Source organism: Macromonas nakdongensis (genome assembly GCF_002837145.1).
In the GTDB taxonomy this organism is placed as follows: domain Bacteria; phylum Pseudomonadota; class Gammaproteobacteria; order Burkholderiales; family Burkholderiaceae_C; genus Macromonas_B; species Macromonas_B nakdongensis.
Genome location: NZ_NWMV01000009.1, coordinates 21,972 through 41,627, shown reverse-complemented (window position 1 = coordinate 41,627; position 19,656 = coordinate 21,972). Strand labels below are relative to the sequence as shown.

18 protein-coding genes and 1 tRNA gene are annotated in these 19,656 nt (G+C 69.3%); 12 read left to right on the top strand and 7 right to left on the bottom strand.

The window, feature by feature from the left end:
- Positions 1–16: 16 nt before the first annotated feature.
- From flgF to CON77_RS01445, 8 genes are all read left to right on the top strand, one after another.
- The gene (flgF, locus tag CON77_RS01480; RefSeq protein WP_101047115.1) at positions 17–757 is read left to right on the top strand and encodes a flagellar basal-body rod protein FlgF; all 741 of its coding nucleotides are present in this window, start codon (positions 17–19) and stop codon (positions 755–757) included.
- Positions 758–796: 39 nt separating this feature from the next.
- The gene (gene flgG / locus CON77_RS01475; protein ID WP_101047113.1) at positions 797–1,585 is read left to right on the top strand and encodes a flagellar basal-body rod protein FlgG; all 789 of its coding nucleotides are present in this window, start codon (positions 797–799) and stop codon (positions 1,583–1,585) included.
- Between the two features lie 41 nt (positions 1,586–1,626).
- Positions 1,627–2,337 (top strand): flagellar basal body L-ring protein FlgH, encoded by a 711-nt coding sequence (locus CON77_RS01470; protein ID WP_101047111.1) that lies wholly within the window; start codon positions 1,627–1,629, stop codon positions 2,335–2,337.
- Between the two features lie 72 nt (positions 2,338–2,409).
- A complete protein-coding gene (locus tag CON77_RS01465) occupies positions 2,410–3,543 on the top strand; it encodes a flagellar basal body P-ring protein FlgI (protein WP_101047109.1) in 1,134 nt (377 codons plus the stop codon).
- A gap of 1 nt (position 3,544) precedes the next feature.
- The gene (flgJ, locus tag CON77_RS01460; protein WP_101047107.1) at positions 3,545–4,399 is read left to right on the top strand and encodes a flagellar assembly peptidoglycan hydrolase FlgJ; all 855 of its coding nucleotides are present in this window, start codon (positions 3,545–3,547) and stop codon (positions 4,397–4,399) included.
- Positions 4,400–4,417: 18 nt separating this feature from the next.
- On the top strand, positions 4,418–6,496 hold the full coding sequence (gene flgK / locus CON77_RS01455; protein WP_101047105.1) for a flagellar hook-associated protein FlgK: 2,079 nt from the start codon (positions 4,418–4,420) through the stop codon (positions 6,494–6,496).
- A gap of 35 nt (positions 6,497–6,531) precedes the next feature.
- A complete protein-coding gene (gene flgL / locus CON77_RS01450) occupies positions 6,532–8,157 on the top strand; it encodes a flagellar hook-associated protein FlgL (RefSeq protein ID WP_101047103.1) in 1,626 nt (541 codons plus the stop codon).
- Between the two features lie 3 nt (positions 8,158–8,160).
- Complete coding sequence (locus tag CON77_RS01445; RefSeq protein ID WP_101047101.1) at positions 8,161–9,369, top strand: HDOD domain-containing protein; 1,209 nt, start codon at positions 8,161–8,163, stop codon at positions 9,367–9,369.
- A 25-nt stretch (positions 9,370–9,394) separates the two neighbouring features.
- Here CON77_RS01445 and CON77_RS01440 read toward each other — a convergent pair whose 3' ends face one another.
- Positions 9,395–10,144: a TOBE domain-containing protein gene (locus CON77_RS01440; protein WP_101047099.1), complete on the bottom strand. Its 750-nt coding sequence runs from the start codon at positions 10,142–10,144 to the stop codon at positions 9,395–9,397.
- A 64-nt stretch (positions 10,145–10,208) separates the two neighbouring features.
- Between CON77_RS01440 and modA the strand changes: the two genes are divergently transcribed.
- From modA to chrA, 4 genes are read left to right on the top strand one after another with little or no spacing between them, the layout of a single operon-like run.
- Positions 10,209–10,952, top strand: a complete 744-nt coding sequence (gene modA, locus CON77_RS01435) for a molybdate ABC transporter substrate-binding protein (RefSeq protein ID WP_101047098.1) — start codon at positions 10,209–10,211, stop codon at positions 10,950–10,952.
- A gap of 13 nt (positions 10,953–10,965) precedes the next feature.
- Complete coding sequence (gene modB / locus CON77_RS01430; RefSeq protein WP_101047096.1) at positions 10,966–11,649, top strand: molybdate ABC transporter permease subunit; 684 nt, start codon at positions 10,966–10,968, stop codon at positions 11,647–11,649.
- The gene (modC, locus tag CON77_RS01425) at positions 11,646–12,728 is read left to right on the top strand and encodes a molybdenum ABC transporter ATP-binding protein (RefSeq protein WP_101047094.1); all 1,083 of its coding nucleotides are present in this window, start codon (positions 11,646–11,648) and stop codon (positions 12,726–12,728) included. The genes modB and modC overlap by 4 nt, the downstream gene beginning before the upstream one ends.
- Positions 12,725–14,041, top strand: a complete 1,317-nt coding sequence (chrA, locus tag CON77_RS01420; RefSeq protein WP_101047092.1) for a chromate efflux transporter — start codon at positions 12,725–12,727, stop codon at positions 14,039–14,041. Before modC ends, chrA begins: the two co-directional genes overlap by 4 nt.
- Before the next feature lie 21 nt (positions 14,042–14,062).
- Here chrA and CON77_RS01415 read toward each other — a convergent pair whose 3' ends face one another.
- From CON77_RS01415 to groL, 6 genes are all read right to left on the bottom strand, one after another.
- Positions 14,063–14,668, bottom strand: coding sequence for a LexA family protein (locus tag CON77_RS01415; protein WP_101047090.1), 606 nt, complete (start codon positions 14,666–14,668; stop codon positions 14,063–14,065).
- 97 nt (positions 14,669–14,765) lie between these two features.
- Positions 14,766–14,841 (bottom strand) — tRNA-Asn (locus CON77_RS01410).
- Positions 14,842–14,872: 31 nt separating this feature from the next.
- Positions 14,873–16,534: a SulP family inorganic anion transporter gene (locus tag CON77_RS01405; protein WP_101047088.1), complete on the bottom strand. Its 1,662-nt coding sequence runs from the start codon at positions 16,532–16,534 to the stop codon at positions 14,873–14,875.
- Between the two features lie 14 nt (positions 16,535–16,548).
- Positions 16,549–16,893 carry a RidA family protein gene (locus tag CON77_RS01400; protein ID WP_101047086.1) on the bottom strand — a complete coding sequence of 115 codons (345 nt, stop codon included), beginning with the start codon at positions 16,891–16,893 and terminating at the stop codon, positions 16,549–16,551.
- Between the two features lie 34 nt (positions 16,894–16,927).
- The gene (locus CON77_RS01395; RefSeq protein ID WP_101047084.1) at positions 16,928–17,860 is read right to left on the bottom strand and encodes a delta(1)-pyrroline-2-carboxylate reductase family protein; all 933 of its coding nucleotides are present in this window, start codon (positions 17,858–17,860) and stop codon (positions 16,928–16,930) included.
- A gap of 112 nt (positions 17,861–17,972) precedes the next feature.
- Complete coding sequence (gene groL, locus CON77_RS01390; protein ID WP_101047082.1) at positions 17,973–19,616, bottom strand: chaperonin GroEL; 1,644 nt, start codon at positions 19,614–19,616, stop codon at positions 17,973–17,975.
- Positions 19,617–19,656: the final 40 nt, after the last annotated feature.

Sequence of the window (19,656 nt, the reverse complement as noted above, 5' to 3'; positions counted from 1 at the left end):
GCCGCGAGGTTGAGCCATGGACCGCCTGATCTACACCGCCCTGACCGGCGCATCCGCCGCGATGCACCGGCAGCAGTTGCTGTCGCAAAACCTGGCCAACGTCAACACCAACGGTTTCCGGGCGCAGTTGGCCACCTTCCGCGATGTGCCTTTGCGCGGCGACGGTGCCACCACCCGGGTGCACGCCCTGGAGGCCACCGCCGGCCACCTGGAGGCGCCCGGCACCATGACGGCGACCGGCCGCAACCTGGACGTGGCGGCGCAGGGCAATGCTTACTTCGCCATCCAGGGGCTGGACGGCACCGAGGCCTACACCCGTGCCGGCGCCTTGCAGGTGTCGTCCACGGGCGAGCTGGTGGGCCATTCCGGCCTGCCGATGCTGGGCAATGGCGGCGCCCCGATCACCGTGCCGCAGGGCGCACGCGTCAGCATCGGTTCGGACGGCACCGTGACCGGCCAGGTGCCGGGCCAGGAAAAAGAGCAGCTGGGCCAGCTCAAACTGGTGACGCCCAACGCCACCGATCGCCTGCAACGCGGCGACGACGGCCTGTTCCGTGCCGGCGGCGGCAACCCCTTGCCGCAGGACGAAAGCGCCCGGCTGGCCGACGGCGTGCTGGAAGGCTCGAACGTGAACGCGGTGGAGGCCATGGTGGGCATGATCAGCGTGGCGCGCCAGTTCGAGGTGCAGATGAAGATGCTGCAAAACGCCGAAAAGAACGACCAAAGTGCCAGTCAACTGCTGAGCATGAACGGTTGAGGCCCACTAGCATCAACCCGATAAGACAGGAGTAACACCATGGCACTCGTCAATTCGCTGGGCATTTCCGCCACCGGCATGCAGGCACAGCAAACCCAGATGGACGTGATTTCGCACAACCTGGCGAACGTGTCCACGGCCGGTTTCAAGCGCGGCACCGCGCTGTTCGAGGACCTGATTTACCAGAACCTGCGCCAGGCCGGCGGCAACGCCACGCAGCAGAACGAACTGCCCACGGGCTTGCACCTGGGGCTGGGGGTGCGCACCGTGGGCACGGCCCGCACCTACACCCAGGGCAGTTTGCAGGAAAGCCAGAACGGCTTCGACGTGGCGATCAACGGCAACGGCTTTTTCCAGGTGGAAATGGCCGACGGCAGCACCGCCTACACCCGCGACGGCACCTTCAAGATCAACGCCCAGGGGCAGATGGTGACCAACAACGGTCTGCGGGTGCTGGGCGGCGTCACCGTGCCCGAGGGCGCGCGCAGCGTCACCATCGGCAAGGACGGGGTGGCCACCGCCGTCATCGGCAACAACCCGACGCCGCAGCAGATCGGTTCGATCGAGCTGGCCAACTTCATCAACCCGGCCGGCCTGGAGCCGCGCGGGCAGAACCTTTACACCGAAACCGTGGCCTCGGGTGCCCCGACCACCGGCGAGCCCGGTGCCGAGGGCCTGGGCGAGGTGCTGCAGGGGTACCTGGAATCGTCGAACGTGAACGTGGTGCAGGAACTGGTGACCATGATCCAGACCCAGCGGGCCTACGAGATGAATTCCAAGGCGATCCAGACCTCGGACCAGATGCTGCAACGCCTGGGCCAGCTCTGAGCCCTGGATGACCCCACGCCTTGCCCGCTGGAGCTGACGACATGCACACCCCCCACCACCCGTGGCGCCGCGCGGCGGCCTGGACCCTGCTCGGCCTGGCCGCCTGCGCGGCGACCGGTTGCGCCTCGCTCTCGCAAATTCCCGACGTCGACCTGGCCAAGGCCCCCGACAAGTTGGTCTACCCGCAGGCCCAGGCGACCGAGCCGGGGCCGGCCACGGGCAGCCTGTTCGCCGCCAGCAGCTACCGCCCGGGCTTCGAGGACCACCGCGCCCGCCTGGTGGGCGACACGCTGACGGTGCAGATCGCCGAACGGCTGACGGCCTCGCAGCAGTCCTCGTCCACGGTCAACCGCGAGTCCGAGCTGGGCGGCAGCGTCAGCGCCTTCCCGTTCCTGAATGCGAGCACCCTGGGCAAGCTCACGGCCGGGGCCGCGTCGAGCAACACCTTCAATGGCGACGGCGCCACCGAGGCGACCAACACCTTCACCGGCAACATCACTGCCACTGTCACCGATGTGCTGCCCAACGGGCACCTGGTCGTCATTGGCGAAAAACAGATCGGCGTGAACCAGAATGTGGACGTGCTGCAGTTCTCGGGCACGGTGGACCCGCGCACTATCCGTCCGGGCAACACGGTGCAGTCCACCCAGGTGGCCAACGTGCGCGTGCTCTCGCGCGGGCGTGGGGCGCAGAACGATGCGCAGACATTTGGCTGGCTTTCCCGCTTCTTTTTGACGCTTTTGCCGTTCTAAAGTTTTTCGACAATCGGTTCATGCGGTACGTGCGGTGATGGGCTTGGGGCCCGGCCGCCGGAAAGGACCCCCATGAACCGATTTGCTTTGACCCCTTCTCGATGCCTGGCGCTGGCCCTCCTGGTGGGCCTGGGCGGCTGGCTGAGCACGCCGGCGCAGGCCGCGCGCATCAAGGACGTGGCGGCGGTGCAGGGCGTGCGCAGCAACCAGTTGACCGGTTACGGGCTGGTGGTGGGACTGGACGGCACCGGCGACCAATCCTCGCAGATGCCCTACACCAGCCAGAGCCTGGCCAATTACCTGCAGCAGATGGGCATCGTCCTGCCGGCCGGCGTGGTGGCCCAGCCCAAAAACGTGGCGGCGGTGCTGGTGACGGCGCAACTGCCGGCTTTTGCCCGCCCGGGGCAGGCCATCGACGTGACCGTGTCGTCGGCGGGCAACGCCAAATCGCTGCGCGGCGGCACCCTCATCACCACGCCCTTGCGCGGGGTGGACGGGCAGATCTACGCGCTGGCCCAGGGCAACCTGCTGGTGGGCGGCGCGGGGGCTTCGGCTGGGGGCAGTTCGGTCACGGTGAACCACCTGAGCGCCGGGCGCATTCCCGCCGGCGGCCAGGTGGAACGCAGCGTGCCCACGCCCTTCCTCAGCGGCGAGTCGATCGACCTGACGCTCAACGCCAACGATTTCCAGACCGCGCGCCGCGTGGCCGCGTCGATCAACGCCGCCAAGGGCGCGGGCGTGGCCCGGGCCATGGACGGGCGCACGGTGCGCGTGAGCGCGCCGCCCAGCCCCGACGAGCGCGTCGCCTTCGTGGCCGACCTGGAGGAGTTGCCGCTGGAGATTCCCAACGCGGTGGCGCGGGTGGTGGTGAACGCACGCACCGGTTCGGTGGTGATGAACCAGTCGGTATCGCTCAAGGCCAGCGCGGTGGCGCACGGCAACCTGTCGGTCAGCATCAGCTCGACCCCGCAGGTCAGCCAGCCCAATTCGTTCGCGCCCAGCACCGCACAGACCGTGGTCACGGAGAAGGCCAACATCCAGGTGGCGCAGGACGGCGGCAAGCTGATGCAGGTGGAGGCCTCGCCCCAGCTGGGCGACGTGGTGCGTGCCCTCAACGCCCTGGGCGTGACGCCGCAGGACCTGGTGGCCATCCTTCAGGCGCTGAAGGCGGCCGGTTCGCTCAACGCGGAGTTGGAGGTGATCTGACATGGCCATATCCACTGTGGGCTTTGCCAGCCAGCGCGGGCTGGCTGCCGATGCCACTTCGCTCAATTCGCTCAACGCCCTGGCCGGCAAGGACAGCCGCGCCGCGCTGAAGGAAACCGCCAAGCAGTTCGAATCGCTGTTCATGCAGGAGCTGCTCAAGAGCATGCGCGACGCCTCCATGAAAAGCGGCCTGATGGACAACGAGGCCACCGGCCTGGGCACCGACCTGCTGGACCAGCAATGGTCGCAGTTGATGACCGGCATGCCCGGCGGCCTGGGCGAGATGATCGAGCGCCAGCTGTCGCAGCAGACCACATCGACCCGCCCTGACGCGGCCGGCGCGGCCCCCCGTGCCGGCGTTGCCCAGGTGTCGCAGGCCACCCCGACGCAAGCTGGCTTTGTGGCGCAGCACAGCCAGGCGGCGCTGGCGGTGTCGCGCGAAACCGGCATCCCGGCGGCGTTCATGATCGGCCAGGCCGCACACGAAACCGGCTGGGGCCGCAGCGAGATCCGCGCTGCCGATGGCGGTAACGCCCACAACCTGTTCGGCATCAAGGCCGGTGCCGGCTGGAAGGGCAAGGTCGCCGAGATCACCACCACCGAGTACGTGGACGGCGTGGCGCGCAAGGTCACGGCCAAGTTCCGCGCCTACGACTCCTACGCCGACTCCTTCCGCGACTACGCCCGCATGATCAGCCAGAGCCCGCGCTACGCGCAGGTGATGGACAACCTGCATTCCTCCGGCGCCTTCGCGCAGCAGTTGCAAAACGCCGGTTACGCCACCGACCCGCAATACGCGAGCAAGCTCAGTCGCGTCATCAACACCGCACTCAGCCTGCAGCGCGCCACGGCCTGAGGCTGAAAGGACCGAGCCATGAGCAGCCTCAACATCGCCACCCGCGCCCTCACCACCAACCTGTCCGCCTTACAGGTGGTGGGCAACAACATCGCCAACGTCAACACCGAAGGCTATTCGCGCCAGGTGGTGTCGTTCAACAGCGTCGCCGGCCAGCGCCTGGGGGGCAGCTACTTCGGCAAGGGGGTGGAGCTGGAGAGCGTCACCCGCATTTACGACCAGCTGCTGGCGCGCGAGGCGCAGCTGACGCAGTCGGTCGCCTCGTCCGAGGCGGTGCTCTACCAGCGCCTGCAGCAGGTGGAGGACCTGTTTCCCATGGGCGAGTCGGGTCTGGGCGCAGCGCTCAACGACGCGCTCAACGCCTGGGTGGACGTGTCGTCTTCCCCCACCGACCTGACCGCGCGCACCGTGGTGCTCAGCCGCACCGAGGACTTCACCCAGCAGCTCAACAGCATCACCAAGACGCTGGACGAACTGTGGGTGTCGGCGCGCCAGCAGGTGGACGCGACCATGACCAGCATCAACGAGCTGGCCAAGCAGATCGCTGCCTTGAACGTGCGCATCGTCGAAGGGCAGAGCGCCACCGCCGTGCCCAACGAACTGCTGGACCAGCGCGATCAGCTGCTGCGCCAGCTCAACACCCACATCCAGACCACCGCGGTGGTGTCGGACAGCGGCGCCATGACGGTGTTCGTCGGCGGCAGCCTGCCCCTGGTGCTGGGGGGCGAGGCCTTCAAGCTGGCGCGCTCCGACACGCTCGATCCGCCGCCGACCGACGCACCGCTGGACCCCAAGCAGATTGGCATCGCGCTGGACCGCGACGGCCAGCCCTACTCCATCTCGCAGGACCTGTTGCGTGGCGGTGAACTGAACGGCCTGGTGCGCTTCATCAACAACGAGCTGAACGACGCCACCAACCTGCTGGGCCGCATGGCCCTGGGCACCGCGGTGCAGATGAACGAGCAGCACGCGCTGGGCCTGAACCTCAATGGCGACATGCAGCCCGACAACCCGCTGTTCAGTCTGGCCGGGGGCTACCTGTCCATGGACGGCATCGACGTGTCGTTCAGCGCCATTCCCTCGCGCACCAGTGCCCCGGCGCTGACGGCCACGGTAGAAGATCCGAGTGCCTTCATCGCCTCCAACTACGAGGTGCGCATCACCGATGCCGCGGCCGTGCCGCCCACCGGTTCCATGGTGCGCCTGTCCGACGGCAAGGCGTTTGCGTTCACCGTGGACACGGCCAACAACAACCAGCTGGTGTTCGGCAGCGGCACCAGCCTCGACGGCCTGGGCTTTTCGCTGGCGGCCAGTCCGGCGCTGGCCAGCGGCGACCGCTACCTGATCAAGCCTTTTGCCGATGCCAGCCGCAACATCGGCGTGGCCATCAGCCGGCCCGAGCAGCTGGCCGCGGCCTCGGCGGTCATGGTCCGCCCCGATCTGCAGGCCGGCAGCGGCCTGGGGGTGGAGACCTTCAGCGTGGTCGGCTTCGACCTGGTCAGCGGCAGCATGCCGGCCACACGCCCCACGCTGGAGCTGACTTACGACGACACCACCGGCCAGTTCAACCTGGCGACGACGCCCACGCCGATTGCCCCGGCGACGGCTACCGTTAGCCCCAGCACGCTGACCTATTCGCCCGGCCAGCCGCTGACGGCAAAGATCAGCATCAACGACGGCGCCGGCAACGTCTACACCATCGATTACTCGGTGACCCTGCGCGGCGCCCCGGCGGACGGTGACACCATCACCATGCTGCCCCCCGGTCCGGGCGACGACATGCGCCAGAACGCCGGCAACGCCCAGGCCATGCTGACCTTGCGCGACGTGCCCACGTTCGAAGGCATCGCCCTGAGCGACGGCTACGTGAGCGTGTTTTCCGAGGTGGCCGCGCGCGTGCAGGCGGCCAAGTTCGCGGCCGAATTCTCCGAAACCAAGGCGGTCTCGGCCGAAACCGCCCGCGCCAACGTGGCCGGCGTCAACCTGGACGAAGAGGCCGCCCGCATGCTGCAATACCAGCAGTCCTACCAGGCGGCCGCCAAATACCTGCAGACGGTGCAAGGCACGTTCGACACCCTGATCAACAGCTTCGGCTGATGTGACCGGTCGACCCCGCGCCCAAGGAGCTTCCCATGAGCATATTCCGCGTCTCCACCGCCAACACCTACGACGTGACGATGAACAACATCGCCAAGCGCAACGCCGACCTGGCCACGTCGCAGGAGCAGTTGTCCACCGGCAAACGCGTCATCCGCGCCAGCGACGACGCGGTCGCGGCCACGCTGTCGGAGCGGGCGCGCAACCGCATGGCGCGGGTCGAGGCCGACCAGCGTGCGCTGGAGGCCTCGCGCACCGCCCTGACCCAGGCCGAAAGTGCCCTGGGGGAGGCGACCGATCTGGTGCACTCGATCCGCGAACTCATGGTGCAGGCCGGCAACCCGGCCCTGAGCAACCGCGAGCGCGAAGACCTGGCCAAGCAGCTCGAAGGCCTGCGCGACCAGATGCTCAACGTGGCCAACCGGGCCGACACCACGGGCCTGACCCTGTTCGGCGGTCTGGGGGGCAGCTCCCAGCCGTTTGTCGACGTGTACGGTCCCGACGCCGGCGTGCGCTTTGACGGCCAGCCCGGCCAGTACCTGCCGACCGAATCGTCGCTGCCGCACGCCATCGACGGCAGCATGGTGTGGATGAACGTACCCCAGGGCAATGGCGTCTTCACCGTGGGTCTGGACGCGGCCAACCAGGGCAATGCGGCCGTCGTCAACGGGGCGGTGACGGACACGGCCCCCCCGGCCGCGGCCCCCGGCGTCAGCTACCGGGTGGACTTTTTCAAAGACCCGGCGAACAGTGGGCAACTGAGCTACCGCGTGGTGAACATGGACACCGATGCGGTCGTCGGACCGACCTCGGTGTACGACCCCACCACCACCAGCGTCAGCTTCGTCACGGCAGGCACCGACACCATTGCCTTCGACCTGCAGGGCGTGGCCCAGGCCGGCGACAGCCTCCACCTGACGCCGCAGTTCGACGGCACCGGCACCTTCACCGACTACGCCACCACCGCCGAAACCGGGAATGCGGGCGCGCTGCGTGCCTCGCTCGGCGCGTTCAGCGGCGACACCCTGCCAGCCGGTTTCGACACCGGCGGCCTCGGGTACGAAGTCGAATTCCTCACCGCCGACACCTTCCGCGTGCGCCAGGTGCTGGCAGACACCGCGGCCGGCGATGCGGCCTACGGCGCCAACCTGGTGCTCGACGCACCGGCCGTGCCGGTGCCGCCCAGCACCGACGTCTACAGCTTCACCAACAGCAAGACCCTGTCGTTCGGCGGTGTCCGCCTCGAACTGCAAGGCAGCCCCGCCGCCGGTGACAAACTCACGCTGTCGCCGGTGGTCAACGAACCGGGCGAGTACTTCCAGACCATCCAGAACACCATCGACGCCCTGCGTTACGGCGGCGCCAACCAGAACGCCCAGCTGACACAGGAGTTGTCCCGCGCCCTGCAGGAAACCGACGCCGGGCTCGACCGCATGCTGGCCGCCCGCGGCCGCCTGGGCGAATGGCTCAACCGCGCCGATTCGATGGAAGGCCTGTTCGCCGACCGGCAACTGGCCTACGAAACCGAGAACTCCCAGCTGACCGACGTGGACATGGTCAAAGCCATCTCCGATTTCCAGAACCGCCAGACCGCCTACCAGGCCGCGCTCAAGTCCTACGCCCAGGTCCAGAAACTCTCGCTCTTCCAGTACATTGCGTGAGGTATGTCACTGAACCTGCTTGAGCACGTCGCCTTCGCCTACCAACCGGTCTGGGGCGCCTCGCGCCAGTTGATCGGCGTGCGCCTGCGGGTGCGGGCGCTGGCGCCCGACTCGGTGGACGCGGCCCACCTGCTCGAACTGCTGGCCAACGCCTGGTCCGGGCAGGCGCCCTTCCTGCTGGTGTCCTTCGTGGAGCAGAGCCTGCTGCGCCAGGCGCTGGTGGTCACGCCGCACGACCACCTCTGGCTCGAGATCCCCGACTTTGGCGACACGCCGCCGCCCGGTCTGCCCGAAGCCCTGGCCCGCGCCCAGCGCATGGGCCACCGCCTGGTGCAGGACGCCCCCCTGGCCCGCGCCCGGCCCACCCCGGCCACCGGCCCCGGCGCGCACCGCCACCTGCTGCACCTGTGGCCCGAGCAGGTCACCCAGGCCCTGCAGGCCGCGGAGCAGCACGGGCGCAGCCCCTTGCTGACCGGGCAGCTCTACCGCGACCTGAACCAACGCCGCCTGGCCGTGCACGCCCTGGACGAGCGCCAGGCCTGGGGCGTGCTCGGCTGGCCCGAAGACGATGTGCTCCGCGAGCACCAGCGCCACGGCGTGCCGGTGGACAAACTCACCCTGGTGCGCGTGCAGCAGGCGCTGATGCGCGAGGCCTCCATGGAGGTGATCGAGCGCCTCATCCACCAGGACGCGGTCCTGACCTTCCGCATGCTGCGCCTGGTCAACTCGCCGGTGTTTGGGGCCAGCCGCGAGGTGAGCACGGTGCGCCAGGCCCTGATGCTGCTGGGCCAGCGCCGACTGCGTGACTGGTTGCTGGAGCTCATGCCCGGGGCCTCCGCCGACCGCGAACTGCTGCCGGTGCGCCTGGCCATGGTCCTGCGCGGCAGCCTGATGGAGCACCTGATGAACGCCGGTGTGCAGCACGACCTGGCCACCGAAATCTACGTCACCGGCCTGTTCTCCCGGCTCGACCGCCTGACCCACGAGCCCCTGGCCACCACGCTGCGGCGGGTGCCGCTGTCCGAGCCCATGACCGACGCCTTGCTGCGCCAGACCGGCCCGTACTTCCCCTACTTCGACCTGGCCCGCCGCCTGGAACACGACGACGAGGTGCAGCGCCTGCCCGCGGTGTGCGAGGCCTACGGCTTCCCGCTGGAGCAGCTCAACCGCGCGCTGCTGCGCACCCTGGCCCAGTGGCGCAACAGCCTCTGAGCGGTCCGGGCGCTCTGAGGCCGCTTCAGGCCAGTTGAGCGATCACCACCGCGGCTTCGTCCACGGCGGCCAGGGCCGGCTCGCCCACTGTCAGCCCGTGCCCGGCCTCGGCAAAACCCACCCACTGCACCCCGCCGGGCAAGCGCAGCCCCATTTCACCCCCCTGGGCGGCGCGTCCAGCCCGCGTGACCGTGCCGGTCAACAGGTTGCGGCCTGCAGCGGCGGTCAGCGACCGGCCGATCTGCACGGCCGTGGCCTTGCACAGGGCCAGCACCTCCAGCCCCCGCACCAAGCCCAGCAACTGGGCACTCTCCCGGGTGATGCGGGCGTGCAGCAGGGCGTCGGGGGACAGCTCCAGGGCCACCCGCACCTGCCCGCCCTGCGGCCGGAGCGCGGCCACCGTGCAGGGGAACTGGTTGCGCATGCTGGTGCGCAGGGCCAGAGCGGCCCGGCCGGGGCTGGCCGTGCCCCACCCGCTCAGCAGTTGTTGCCGCACCTGGGCCAGCCGGTCGGCGGCTTCCAGCACGTGCCAGCCGGCGTCGGTCAGCACCGCACCGCCGCCGCCGCTGCCGCCCACCGCCTTGTCCACCAAAGGGGTGCCGGCCAGGTTGGTCAGGGTTTCCAGCGCCTGCCAGGCGGCTTTGTAGCTCACCCCGGCTTGGCGCGCCGCTTCGGAAATCGTCCCGGTCTGGCCGATGCGGCGCAGGATGTCGATGCGTTTGTCGCTGGCCTCGAAGCCGAGGACCTGTGCCAAGGGCAGGGGCGGCGTGCTCATCCGGCAATGGTAGCGGGGGCCGTGCTACATTCTCGCTATTCATCAATGGAATAGCGGAGGCGGTGTGAAGCGAATCGGCTGGGCCATCGGGGCCGTGGTGTGGGCGGTGTCGGCGCAGGCGGCCGAGGTGTCGGTGGCGGTGGCCGCCAACTTCACCGTGCCCATGCAGAAAATCGCGCGCCTGTTCGAGGCCGACACCGGCCACACCGCCACCCTGGCCTTTGGTTCCACGGGGCGGTTCTACGCACAGATCCGCCACGGGGCGCCGTTCCAGGTCCTGCTCGCCGCCGACGACGACGTGCCCGCCCGGCTGGAACAGGAGGGGCTGGCCGTCCCAGGCACCCGTTACACCTACGCGGTCGGGCGCCTGGTGCTGTGGAGCAAGCGCCCCGGCGTGGTGGACGAGCGCGGCGAGGTCTTGCGCCGCGGCGCCTTCGACCGCATCGCTGTGGCCGACCCCAAGCTGGCCCCTTATGGGCAGGCGGCCGTCGAAACCCTGAGCCGCCTGGGCCTGTACGACGCGCTCAAACCCAAATTCGTGCAGGGCGAGAACATCGCCCAGACGCACCAGTTCGTGGCCACCGAAAACGCCCTGTTGGGTTTTGTGGCGCGTTCTCAGGTCGAGGTGGATGGCCGCCTCACCGAAGGCTCGGCCTGGCCGGTGCCGCCCCACCTGCACGCCCCCATCCGGCAAGACGCCGTGCTGCTGCAGAAAGGGCGGGGCCAGTCGGCCGCCACGGCCTTGCTGGCCTACCTGCGCGGTGACAAGGCGCGTGCCGTGATCGAGGCCCACGGCTACGGTTTCTGAGGCACACTGCGGCATGCCCATCGGTCCCGACGCCTGGCAGGCCATCCGCCTCACGGTCGAGCTCGCCACCCTCACCACGCTGTGCCTGCTGGTGCTGGCCGCGCCACTGGCGTGGTGGCTCGCGTTCACCGCGTCGCGCTGGCGGGCGCCCATCAGCGCCCTCGTCACCCTGCCGCTGGTGCTGCCGCCCTCGGTGTTGGGCTTCTACCTGCTGGTGGCCATGGGGCCGCAGGGCCCGCTCGGCCGGCTGACGCAGGCCCTGGGCTGGGGCGTGTGGTCGTTCACCTTCACCGGGCTGCTGCTGGGGTCCATCGTGTTTTCCCTGCCGTTTGCGGTGCAGCCGCTGCAGCACGCCTTCGAGGCCATGGGCCGCCGCCCGCTGGAAGTGGCGGCCACGCTGCGGGCCGGTCCGCTCGACGCCTTCTTCACCGTCACCTTGCCGCAGGCCCGGGGCGGCCTGCTCACCGCGGCCATCCTGAGCTTTGCCCACACCGTGGGCGAATTCGGGGTGGTGCTGATGATCGGCGGCAACATCCCGGGCCAGACGCGGGTCGTCTCCACCCAGATCTACGGCCACGTCGAGGCCATGGAGTACGCCCAGGCCCACGCCCTGGCGGGGGGCATGCTGCTCTTTTCCTTCGCGGTGCTGCTGGCCCTGGCCTGGCTGCGGCGCGGTCCGGCCCGGGTGCTGCCATGACGGCGGCGCTGCACCTCGCGCTCACCCTGCCGCGGGCCGACTTCACCCTGCAGGTCGACCTGACCTTGCCGGCCCGCGGCATCACCGTGCTGTACGGGGCCTCGGGTTCGGGCAAAACCAGCGTGCTGCGCTGCGTGGCCGGCCTGGAGCGGGCCCGGCCCGGCCGGGTGGCGGTGGGCGAAGAAGTCTGGCAGGACGACGCGGCCGGCCATTTCCTGCCCACCCACCGCCGTCCCCTGGGCTATGTGTTCCAGGAGGCGAGCCTGTTCGAGCACCTCGACGTGCGCGGCAACCTGCACTACGCCTTGCGCCGCAGCGGTCACCCCCGTGGCGAACACGCCCTGGCCGAGGTGACGGGGCTGCTCGGCATCGACCACCTGCTGGCGCGCCGGCCGGCGCAGCTGTCGGGCGGTGAACGCCAGCGCGTGGCCATCGCCCGGGCCCTGGCCACCCAGCCGCGCCTGCTGCTGCTGGATGAGCCCATGGCCGCCCTCGACGCGGCGCGCCGGCAGGACATCCTGCCCTGGCTGGAAAAGCTGCGCGACGAATTGCGCCTGCCCATGCTCTACGTCACCCACTCGGCCGACGAGTTGCACCGCCTGGCCGACCACCTGGTGGTGCTGGCGCGCGGCCGTGTCCAGGCCGCCGGTCCGGTCGCCGAGGTCTTGGCCCGGCTCGACGACCCGGTGCTCCTCGGCGACGACGTCGGCGCCCTGCTCCAAGGCGAAGTGGCCGAGCACGACACGCGCTGGCACCTGGCCCGGGTCGCCGTGGACGGTGCCGATTTCTGGTTGCGCGACACCGGCGTGCCCCGGGGGCGCGCCGTGCGCCTGCGGGTGCTGGCCCGCGACGTCAGCCTGGCCACCGAGCGGCCCGTCCACACCAGCATCCAGAACCACTTCGCCTGCGTGGTCGATGCCATCGTGCCCGATCCGCACCCCTCGCAGGCCCTGGTGCGCGTGCGCTGGGGCGGTTCGGTCCTGCTCGCCCGCATCACCCGGCGCGCGCTCGACGCGCTCGGTCTGCAGGTGGGGCAGCGGGTGTGGGCGCAGGTCAAGGCCGTGGCCCTGGTGCAATGAGCGCGCCCACGCCCCCCACCTTTTGGCAGGCCTTGCTGTACTGGCTGCGCCTGGGTTGCCTCAGCTTTGGGGGGCCGGCCGGGCAGATCGCCCTCATGCACGAGGACCTGGTGCAGCGCAAGCGCTGGATTTCCGAGGGGCGTTTCCTGCATGCGCTCAACTACTGCATGGTGCTGCCCGGGCCCGAGGCCCAGCAACTCGCCACCTACATCGGCTGGCTGATGCACCGCACCTGGGGCGGCATCGTCGCCGGGGGCTTGTTCGTGCTGCCGTCCTGGCTGCTGCTGGTCGGCCTGTCCTGGGCTTACCTGTCCTGGGGCCACCTGCCGGCGGTGGCGGGCGTGCTCTACGGCATCAAGCCGGCGGTCACGGCCATCGTGGTGGCCGCCGCGGTGCGCATCGGCTCCCGCGTGCTGCGCAACGCTTGGCTCTGGGGCATTGCGGCCCTGGCGTTCGGAGCCATCGTGGTGTGGCGCCTGCCCTTTCCGTGGATCGTGGCCGCGGCCGCGCTGGTGGGCGTCCTGGGTGGACGCTGGGCCCCCCGCCATTTCGCCCTGGGCGGCGGCCACGGCCGGGCCGGTGCGGCGGTACAGACCGCCGTGCTGGACGACGACACCCCATTGCCCGCGCACGCGCGTTTCGCCTGGGGGCGCTTCGTTCGCGTGCTGGCGGCGTGCCTGGGCCTCTGGGCCGTGGGCATGGGCGGCCTCGTCCTGGCCTTCGGCTGGCACGCCGTGCTCACCCAGATGGCCTGGTTCTTCACCAAAGCCGCGCTGCTCACCTTCGGCGGTGCCTACGCCGTGCTGCCCTATGTGTACCAGGCCGCGGTCGAGCAGTTCCATTGGCTCACCCCGGCGCAGATGATCGACGGGCTGGCACTGGGCGAAACCACGCCCGGTCCGCTCATCATGGTGGTGGCCTTCGTCGGCTTTGTCGGTGGCTGGACGCAGTCGGTGTTCGGGCCCGACGCCCCGCTGCTGGCTGGCATCGCCGCGGCCGGTGTGGTCACCTGTTTCACCTTCCTGCCTTCGTTTTGCTTCATTTTCCTGGGGGCACCCTTCATCGAATCGACCCACGGGCAGCTCAAGTTCACCGCCCCGCTGACGGCCATCACCGCCGCGGTGGTGGGGGTGATCGCTCACCTCGCGGTGTTTTTTGCGCAGCACGTGTTCTGGCCGCAGGGCTGGGGTGGCGGCTTCGACGCAGCCGCGGCCGCCATCGGGGTGGCGGCGGGCGTGGCCCTGCTGCGCTTTAAGCTGGGGGTGATTCCCGTCGTCTGCCTGGCCGGCGTGGCCGGTCTGCTGTGGTCGTGAGCCCGTCCGCCTGGGCCGGCCTCAGACCGCCAGGCGTTTGACCACCGCGGTCACCACCCCGTACAGGGCCGGAGTTGATCCGTCCTCGGTCGCGGTGTCTGCAAAGTCCGGGTGAGCCGCTTGCAGCCGGGTCTGCCCGTCGCGCTGGTACAGCGTGCGGCAGCAGGGTTCGTGGTCCATCCGCGCCACCACCGTGTGGCCGTGCCGGGGCACGATGGCCGGATCGACCACCAGCAGGTCGCCGTCGTCCAGGCCCTTGCCGGTCATGGAGGGGCCGTGCATCTGGACCACGAAGGTGTCGGGCCGTGACAGGCCCAACGCAGCAGCCAGATCGATGGGATGCGGGGCCTCCGCTGTTTGCCCTGCGGCGGCGTCTTGCGGGACGTCCAGCCCACCCGGCTCAACGCCGCACGCGGCCTCGATTTGGCGGGCCAGCTTGGGGCCGACCGGCGTGCCCGACTTGATGCGGCTCCACTGCGCGTTCGAGATGCCCAGCATGGCCGAAAACGCCTTGTCGCCCCCGGGGCGGCCCTGGGCAATTTCTTGCAGACGCCAGCGCGTGAACAGGGTCAGGCTGTTCTGGCGGCGCAGGGCCAGGGTTTCCGGCGGGATGGGTTTGGGCGGCATGCGCGGCGATTGTTCCGACGTTGTACCGAAGGGTGGGGGTAAAGAAAAAAGGCTTACAGCGTTTCCACTGTAAGCCTTTGATTTCTTTGTTAAATTATGGCTCCCCGACCTGGGCTCGAACCAGGGACCTACGGATTAACAGTCCGGCGCTCTACCGACTGAGCTATCGGGGAAAGACGCAAATTCTAGCACAGGCCGAGGCCCTCACCGGCGCGCGTCCAGCTTTTCGAGGGCCATCAAGGCTTCGGCTTCGGTGGCATGCAGGTGCAGGTGGGCGGTGTCGGGCAGTTCGCCGGCCTGGCGCAGCACCGTTTCCACCGGCAGCTTGACCCCGACCAGCCACAGGTGGCGTTGCTGGTTGGCCAGTTGCCGGCGCAGGCGGCCGAAGGTTTCCACCCCGGTGGCGTCGATGCGGTTGATGGGCTGTGCCAGTAGCAGCACGTGCCGGGTCTCGGGTTGCTGGGCCAGGTGTTCGCTCAGGCTTCGCTCCAGCGCGCTGGCCGAGCCGAAATCCAGCTCCGCGTCCATGCGCAAGGCCAGGGTGGCCGGCGCCAGGGGCGGCAGTTGCCACAGGTGCCGGTCGCGCAAGCGGCCGTCGCTGTGCCAGCCCACTTCAATGATGCGCGGGTGCAGCCTCAGGTACAAAAAATGGCTCAGCGCCATCAGCACGCCGGCCAGCACACCCCAATACAGCCGCGGCGCGGTCAGCAGGGTGATGGCGAAGGTGGCGCTGGCCGTCACCGCCTCCACCCGCGAGATGTGCCACAGCCGCACGAACTCGCGCGGTTGGATCAAGCCGACCACCGCCACCAGCACGATCGCCGCCAGCACCGCATGCGGCACGTGGTGCAGCACCGGCAGGAACAGCAGCAGTGCCGCCAGCACCACCCCCACCGAAAACACGGTGGCCCAGCCGGTCTGGGCGCCGGCGTACAGGTTCAGGGCCGAACGCGAGAACGAGGAGCTCGTGGGAAAGGTGCCGGTCAAGCCCGCGGCCAGCTTGGCCAGACCCTGGCCGATCAGGTCTTGGTCCTGGTCCCAGCGCTGGCCCTGGCGGGCGTTGTCTACCTTGGCGCTGGAGGCGGTTTCCAAAAAACTCACCAGGGTGATCACCAGCACCGGCACCACCAGTTGGCCCAGCGTGGCCCAGCCCGGCCAGGTGGGCCAGTACAGCGCCGGCAAGCCCTGTGGCAAGGCGCCCACCACGGCCCCGCCGTTGGCCTCAAACCCGCTCCAGTGGCTCAGCCCGGCCGAGGCCAGCACCAGCAGCAGCACCGTGGGAAAGGTGGGTTTCCAGCGCCGCGCCAGCACCAGCAGGGCGGCGCTGCCCGCGCCAAACGCCAGCGCCGGCCAATGCACCTGCGGCGGGGCCGACCACAGCCCCGACCAGCCACCCTGCAGCCCCAGCATCGGCGGCAGTTGGGAGCCCACGATCAGCACCGCCGCCCCTTGGGTGAAGGCCATCAGCACCGGCGCATTCACCAGGTTCAGCAGCCAGCCGAAGCGCACCGCCCCCAGCACCACCTGCAGCAGGCCGGTCAGCAGCGCCAGCCAGACTGCCAGCGCAACCCAGGCGGCGCTGCCCGGTGCGGCCAGCCCCGACAGCGACGCCGTCACCAGCAGGCAGCTCAAGGCCGTGGGGCCCACCGACAGGCGTTGGGACGCCCCGAACAGCACCGCCACCAGCGCCGGCAGCAGCGACGCGTAAATGCCCGTCACCAGCGGCATGCCCGCCAGGGCGGCATAGGCCACGCCCTGGGGAATCACCATCAGCCCCACGGTCAGGCCGGCCAGGGCTTCGCCGCGCAACAGCCTTGCGCTGGGGCGCGGCCAGCTCAGAAAAGGGAGCCAGCGGCGCAGGGGCATGGTGGCCGCAGGTCTCACACCGCGGCGGTGGCCACGATTTCCACCCGCCAGCCCGGGCGCGCCAGGGCCGCCTGCACCGTGGCGCGCGGCGGCGTGTGGCCGGCGGGCACCCAGGCGTCCCAGGCGCGGTTCATGCCGTCAAAGTCCGCCAGGTCGGCGATGAATATCTGCACCATCAGCAGCCGGGTTTTGTCGGTGCCGGCACGGGCCAGCAGCGCGTCGATGGCGGCCAGCACCTGGCGGGTCTGGCCCTCGATGTCCAGGCTGGCGTCTTCCGGCACCTGTCCAGCCAAATAAACCGTGCCGTTGTGGATGGCCATTTCCGACAAGCGGGGGCCGACGTCAAAGCGTTGCACCATGGGGAAATTACTCCTGTGGGTGAAAAAAGGGAAATCAGGCGTGCGACACGGGCAGCGCACAACGTGCCGCGGCCAGGTCCCAACCGGCCCAACCACAGCTTTTGAAAAACACCGGGCCGCGGCGTCCGGCCTGGGCCTGCCAGACCGGGGTGTGTCGCGCCACGTCGGCCAGGGTGGGCAGGGTGGTCACGTCCAGGTTGGCCTGCAGCAGGTCGCCGGCCTCGTGGTCGGCGTCGCGGGTGTCCACCACCAGGGTGCCGGTGCGGGCCAGGTGCTGGCACACCTCGGGGGCCCATTCCACCATCTGTGGGGTGAAGGCGCCCACGGCGGCCACGAAGGCGTCGGCGCGCGGCCTGCCACGCACGGCCACGGCCTGGGCGCTGGTGGCCGTCACCACCAGGGGGCAGTGCGCCAACGCCGCATCGGCGTCGTCCACCGCGCGGGCGCGCAGGCCCAGGGCGTGTGCGTGGGCCACCAGCGCATCGGCGCTGGCCCGGCTGCGCGAGGCCACCCACACCTCCTGTGTGCCCAGACCGGCGTGGAAGGCCTCCAGGTGGGCCCGCCCCTGCACGCCGGCCCCCACGATGAGCAAAGGCCCCTCGGGCTGGGGGGCCAGCTTCTGCGCCGCCAGCAGCGACACCGCGGCCGTGCGCCGCGCCGTCACAGTGGGGCCGTCGAGCACGGTCAGCCGCTGGCCGGTGCGGGTGTCGAACACCACGATGTCGCCCTGGATGCTGGGCAGCCCGCGCGCGGCGTTGTCGTGCACGAAGGTGATCAGCTTGGTGATGGCCACGCGCGCGTCGTGCGCGGGCATGACGAACAGGCTGGCGCCGCTGGCCAGCCGCTCCACCAGCCGAGGCGGTACCTGCACGCTCGGGTCGCGCAGCACGGCTTCGATCTCCCGTGCCAGGGCCGGGTAGGGCAGGGCTTGGGCGGTGGCGTCGGGGGAACAGAAAGAAGCGCTCATGTCACGACTGTACCCGCCCCATTGGATGGGGCACAAAAAAACCCGCCGGGATCGCTCCCGGCGGGTGGTGCGTGGCGTGGGGTGACCGTGGATCACCCTGGCCGGCGGGGCATTACATGCCCATGCCGCCCATGCCGCCCATGTCACCCATGCCGCCCGGCATGGCCGGTGCGTCGTCCTTCGGGGCCTCGGCCACCATGCACTCGGTGGTCAGCATCAGGCTGGCCACGGACGCGGCGTTCTGCAGCGCGGTGCGGGTCACTTTTGTCGGGTCCAGAATGCCCATCTCGATCATGTCGCCGTAGGTGTCGTTGGCGGCGTTGAAGCCGTAGTTGCCCTGGCCACCCAGCACGGCGTTGACCACCACGCTCGGCTCGCCACCGGCGTTGGCCACGATCTCGCGCAGCGGCGCTTCGATGGCCTTGAGCACCAGGCTGATACCGGCTTGCTGGTCGGCGTTGTCACCGGTGATGGTGCCGGCCGATTGCTTGGCGCGCAGCAGCGCCACGCCACCACCGGCCACAATGCCTTCTTCCACCGCAGCGCGGGTGGCGTGCAGCGCGTCTTCCACGCGGGCCTTCTTTTCCTTCATCTCGACTTCGGTGGCAGCGCCGACCTTGATGACGGCCACGCCGCCGGCCAGCTTGGCCACGCGCTCTTGCAGCTTCTCGCGGTCGTAGTCGCTGGTGGCTTCTTCGATCTGGATGCGGATCTGCTTGACGCGGGCTTCAATGTCCACGGCAGCGCCGGCGCCGTCGATGATGGTGGTGTTTTCCTTGCCCACTTCGATGCGCTTGGCTTGGCCCAGGTCGGCCAGGGTCACTTTTTCCAGGGTCAGGCCCACTTCTTCGGCGATGACCTTGCCACCGGTCAGGATGGCGATGTCTTCCAGCATGGCCTTGCGGCGGTCGCCGAAGCCAGGGGCCTTGACGGCCACCACTTTCAGGATGCCGCGGATGGTGTTCACCACCAGGGTCGCCAGGGCTTCGCCTTCGACGTCTTCGGCAATGATCAGCAGCGGACGGCCGGCCTTGGCCACGGCTTCCAGCGTGGGCAGCAGGTCGCGGATGTTGCTGATCTTCTTGTCGAACAGCAGCACGAAGGGGTTGTCCAGCAGCGCGGCTTGCTTCTCGGGGTTGTTGATGAAGTAGGGCGACAGGTAGCCGCGGTCAAACTGCATGCCTTCCACGACATCCAACTCGTTCTGCAGCGATTTGCCGTCTTCCACGGTGATCACGCCTTCTTTGCCCACTTTGTCCATGGCGTTGGCGATGATGTCGCCGATGCTGGAATCGGAGTTGGCGGAGATGGAACCCACTTGGGCGATCTCTTTGGAGGTGGTGGTCGGCTTGGAAGCCTTCTTCAGCTCGGCGATCAGGGCTTCCACAGCCTTGTCGATGCCGCGCTTGAGGTCCATCGGGTTCATGCCGGCGGCCACGTACTTCATGCCTTCGCGCACGATGGCCTGGGCGAGCACGGTGGCGGTGGTGGTGCCGTCACCGGCGTTGTCCGAGGTCTTGGAAGCGACTTCCTTGACCATCTGGGCGCCCATGTTCTGCAGCTTGTCCTTCAGCTCGATTTCCTTGGCCACGGACACGCCGTCCTTGGTCACGGTCGGGGCGCCGAACGAACGCTCCAGCACCACGTTGCGGCCTTTCGGGCCCAGGGTGGTTTTCACGGCGTTGGCCAGGATGTTCACACCCTCGACCATGCGGGCGCGGGCTTCGCCGCCGAACACTACGTCTTTTGCTGCCATTTTTCAGGTTCCTTCAGTGTTTGGGTTGCAACAGGGGCAA

Bases quoted from the DNA above. Each gene is read 5' to 3' on its own strand.
- flgF (WP_101047115.1), top strand. From the start codon at position 17: ATGGACCGCCTGATCTACACCGCCCTGACCGGCGCATCCGCCGCGATG.
- flgG (WP_101047113.1), top strand. From the start codon at position 797: ATGGCACTCGTCAATTCGCTGGGCATTTCCGCCACCGGCATGCAGGCA.
- CON77_RS01470 (WP_101047111.1), top strand. From the start codon at position 1,627: ATGCACACCCCCCACCACCCGTGGCGCCGCGCGGCGGCCTGGACCCTG.
- CON77_RS01465 (WP_101047109.1), top strand. From the start codon at position 2,410: ATGAACCGATTTGCTTTGACCCCTTCTCGATGCCTGGCGCTGGCCCTC.
- flgJ (WP_101047107.1), top strand. From the start codon at position 3,545: ATGGCCATATCCACTGTGGGCTTTGCCAGCCAGCGCGGGCTGGCTGCC.
- flgK (WP_101047105.1), top strand. From the start codon at position 4,418: ATGAGCAGCCTCAACATCGCCACCCGCGCCCTCACCACCAACCTGTCC.
- flgL (WP_101047103.1), top strand. From the start codon at position 6,532: ATGAGCATATTCCGCGTCTCCACCGCCAACACCTACGACGTGACGATG.
- CON77_RS01445 (WP_101047101.1), top strand. From the start codon at position 8,161: ATGTCACTGAACCTGCTTGAGCACGTCGCCTTCGCCTACCAACCGGTC.
- CON77_RS01440 (WP_101047099.1), bottom strand. From the start codon at position 10,144: ATGAGCACGCCGCCCCTGCCCTTGGCACAGGTCCTCGGCTTCGAGGCC.
- modB (WP_101047096.1), top strand. From the start codon at position 10,966: ATGCCCATCGGTCCCGACGCCTGGCAGGCCATCCGCCTCACGGTCGAG.
- modC (WP_101047094.1), top strand. From the start codon at position 11,646: ATGACGGCGGCGCTGCACCTCGCGCTCACCCTGCCGCGGGCCGACTTC.
- chrA (WP_101047092.1), top strand. From the start codon at position 12,725: ATGAGCGCGCCCACGCCCCCCACCTTTTGGCAGGCCTTGCTGTACTGG.
- CON77_RS01415 (WP_101047090.1), bottom strand. From the start codon at position 14,668: ATGCCGCCCAAACCCATCCCGCCGGAAACCCTGGCCCTGCGCCGCCAG.
- CON77_RS01405 (WP_101047088.1), bottom strand. From the start codon at position 16,534: ATGCCCCTGCGCCGCTGGCTCCCTTTTCTGAGCTGGCCGCGCCCCAGC.
- CON77_RS01400 (WP_101047086.1), bottom strand. From the start codon at position 16,893: ATGGTGCAACGCTTTGACGTCGGCCCCCGCTTGTCGGAAATGGCCATC.
- CON77_RS01395 (WP_101047084.1), bottom strand. From the start codon at position 17,860: ATGAGCGCTTCTTTCTGTTCCCCCGACGCCACCGCCCAAGCCCTGCCC.
- groL (WP_101047082.1), bottom strand. From the start codon at position 19,616: ATGGCAGCAAAAGACGTAGTGTTCGGCGGCGAAGCCCGCGCCCGCATG.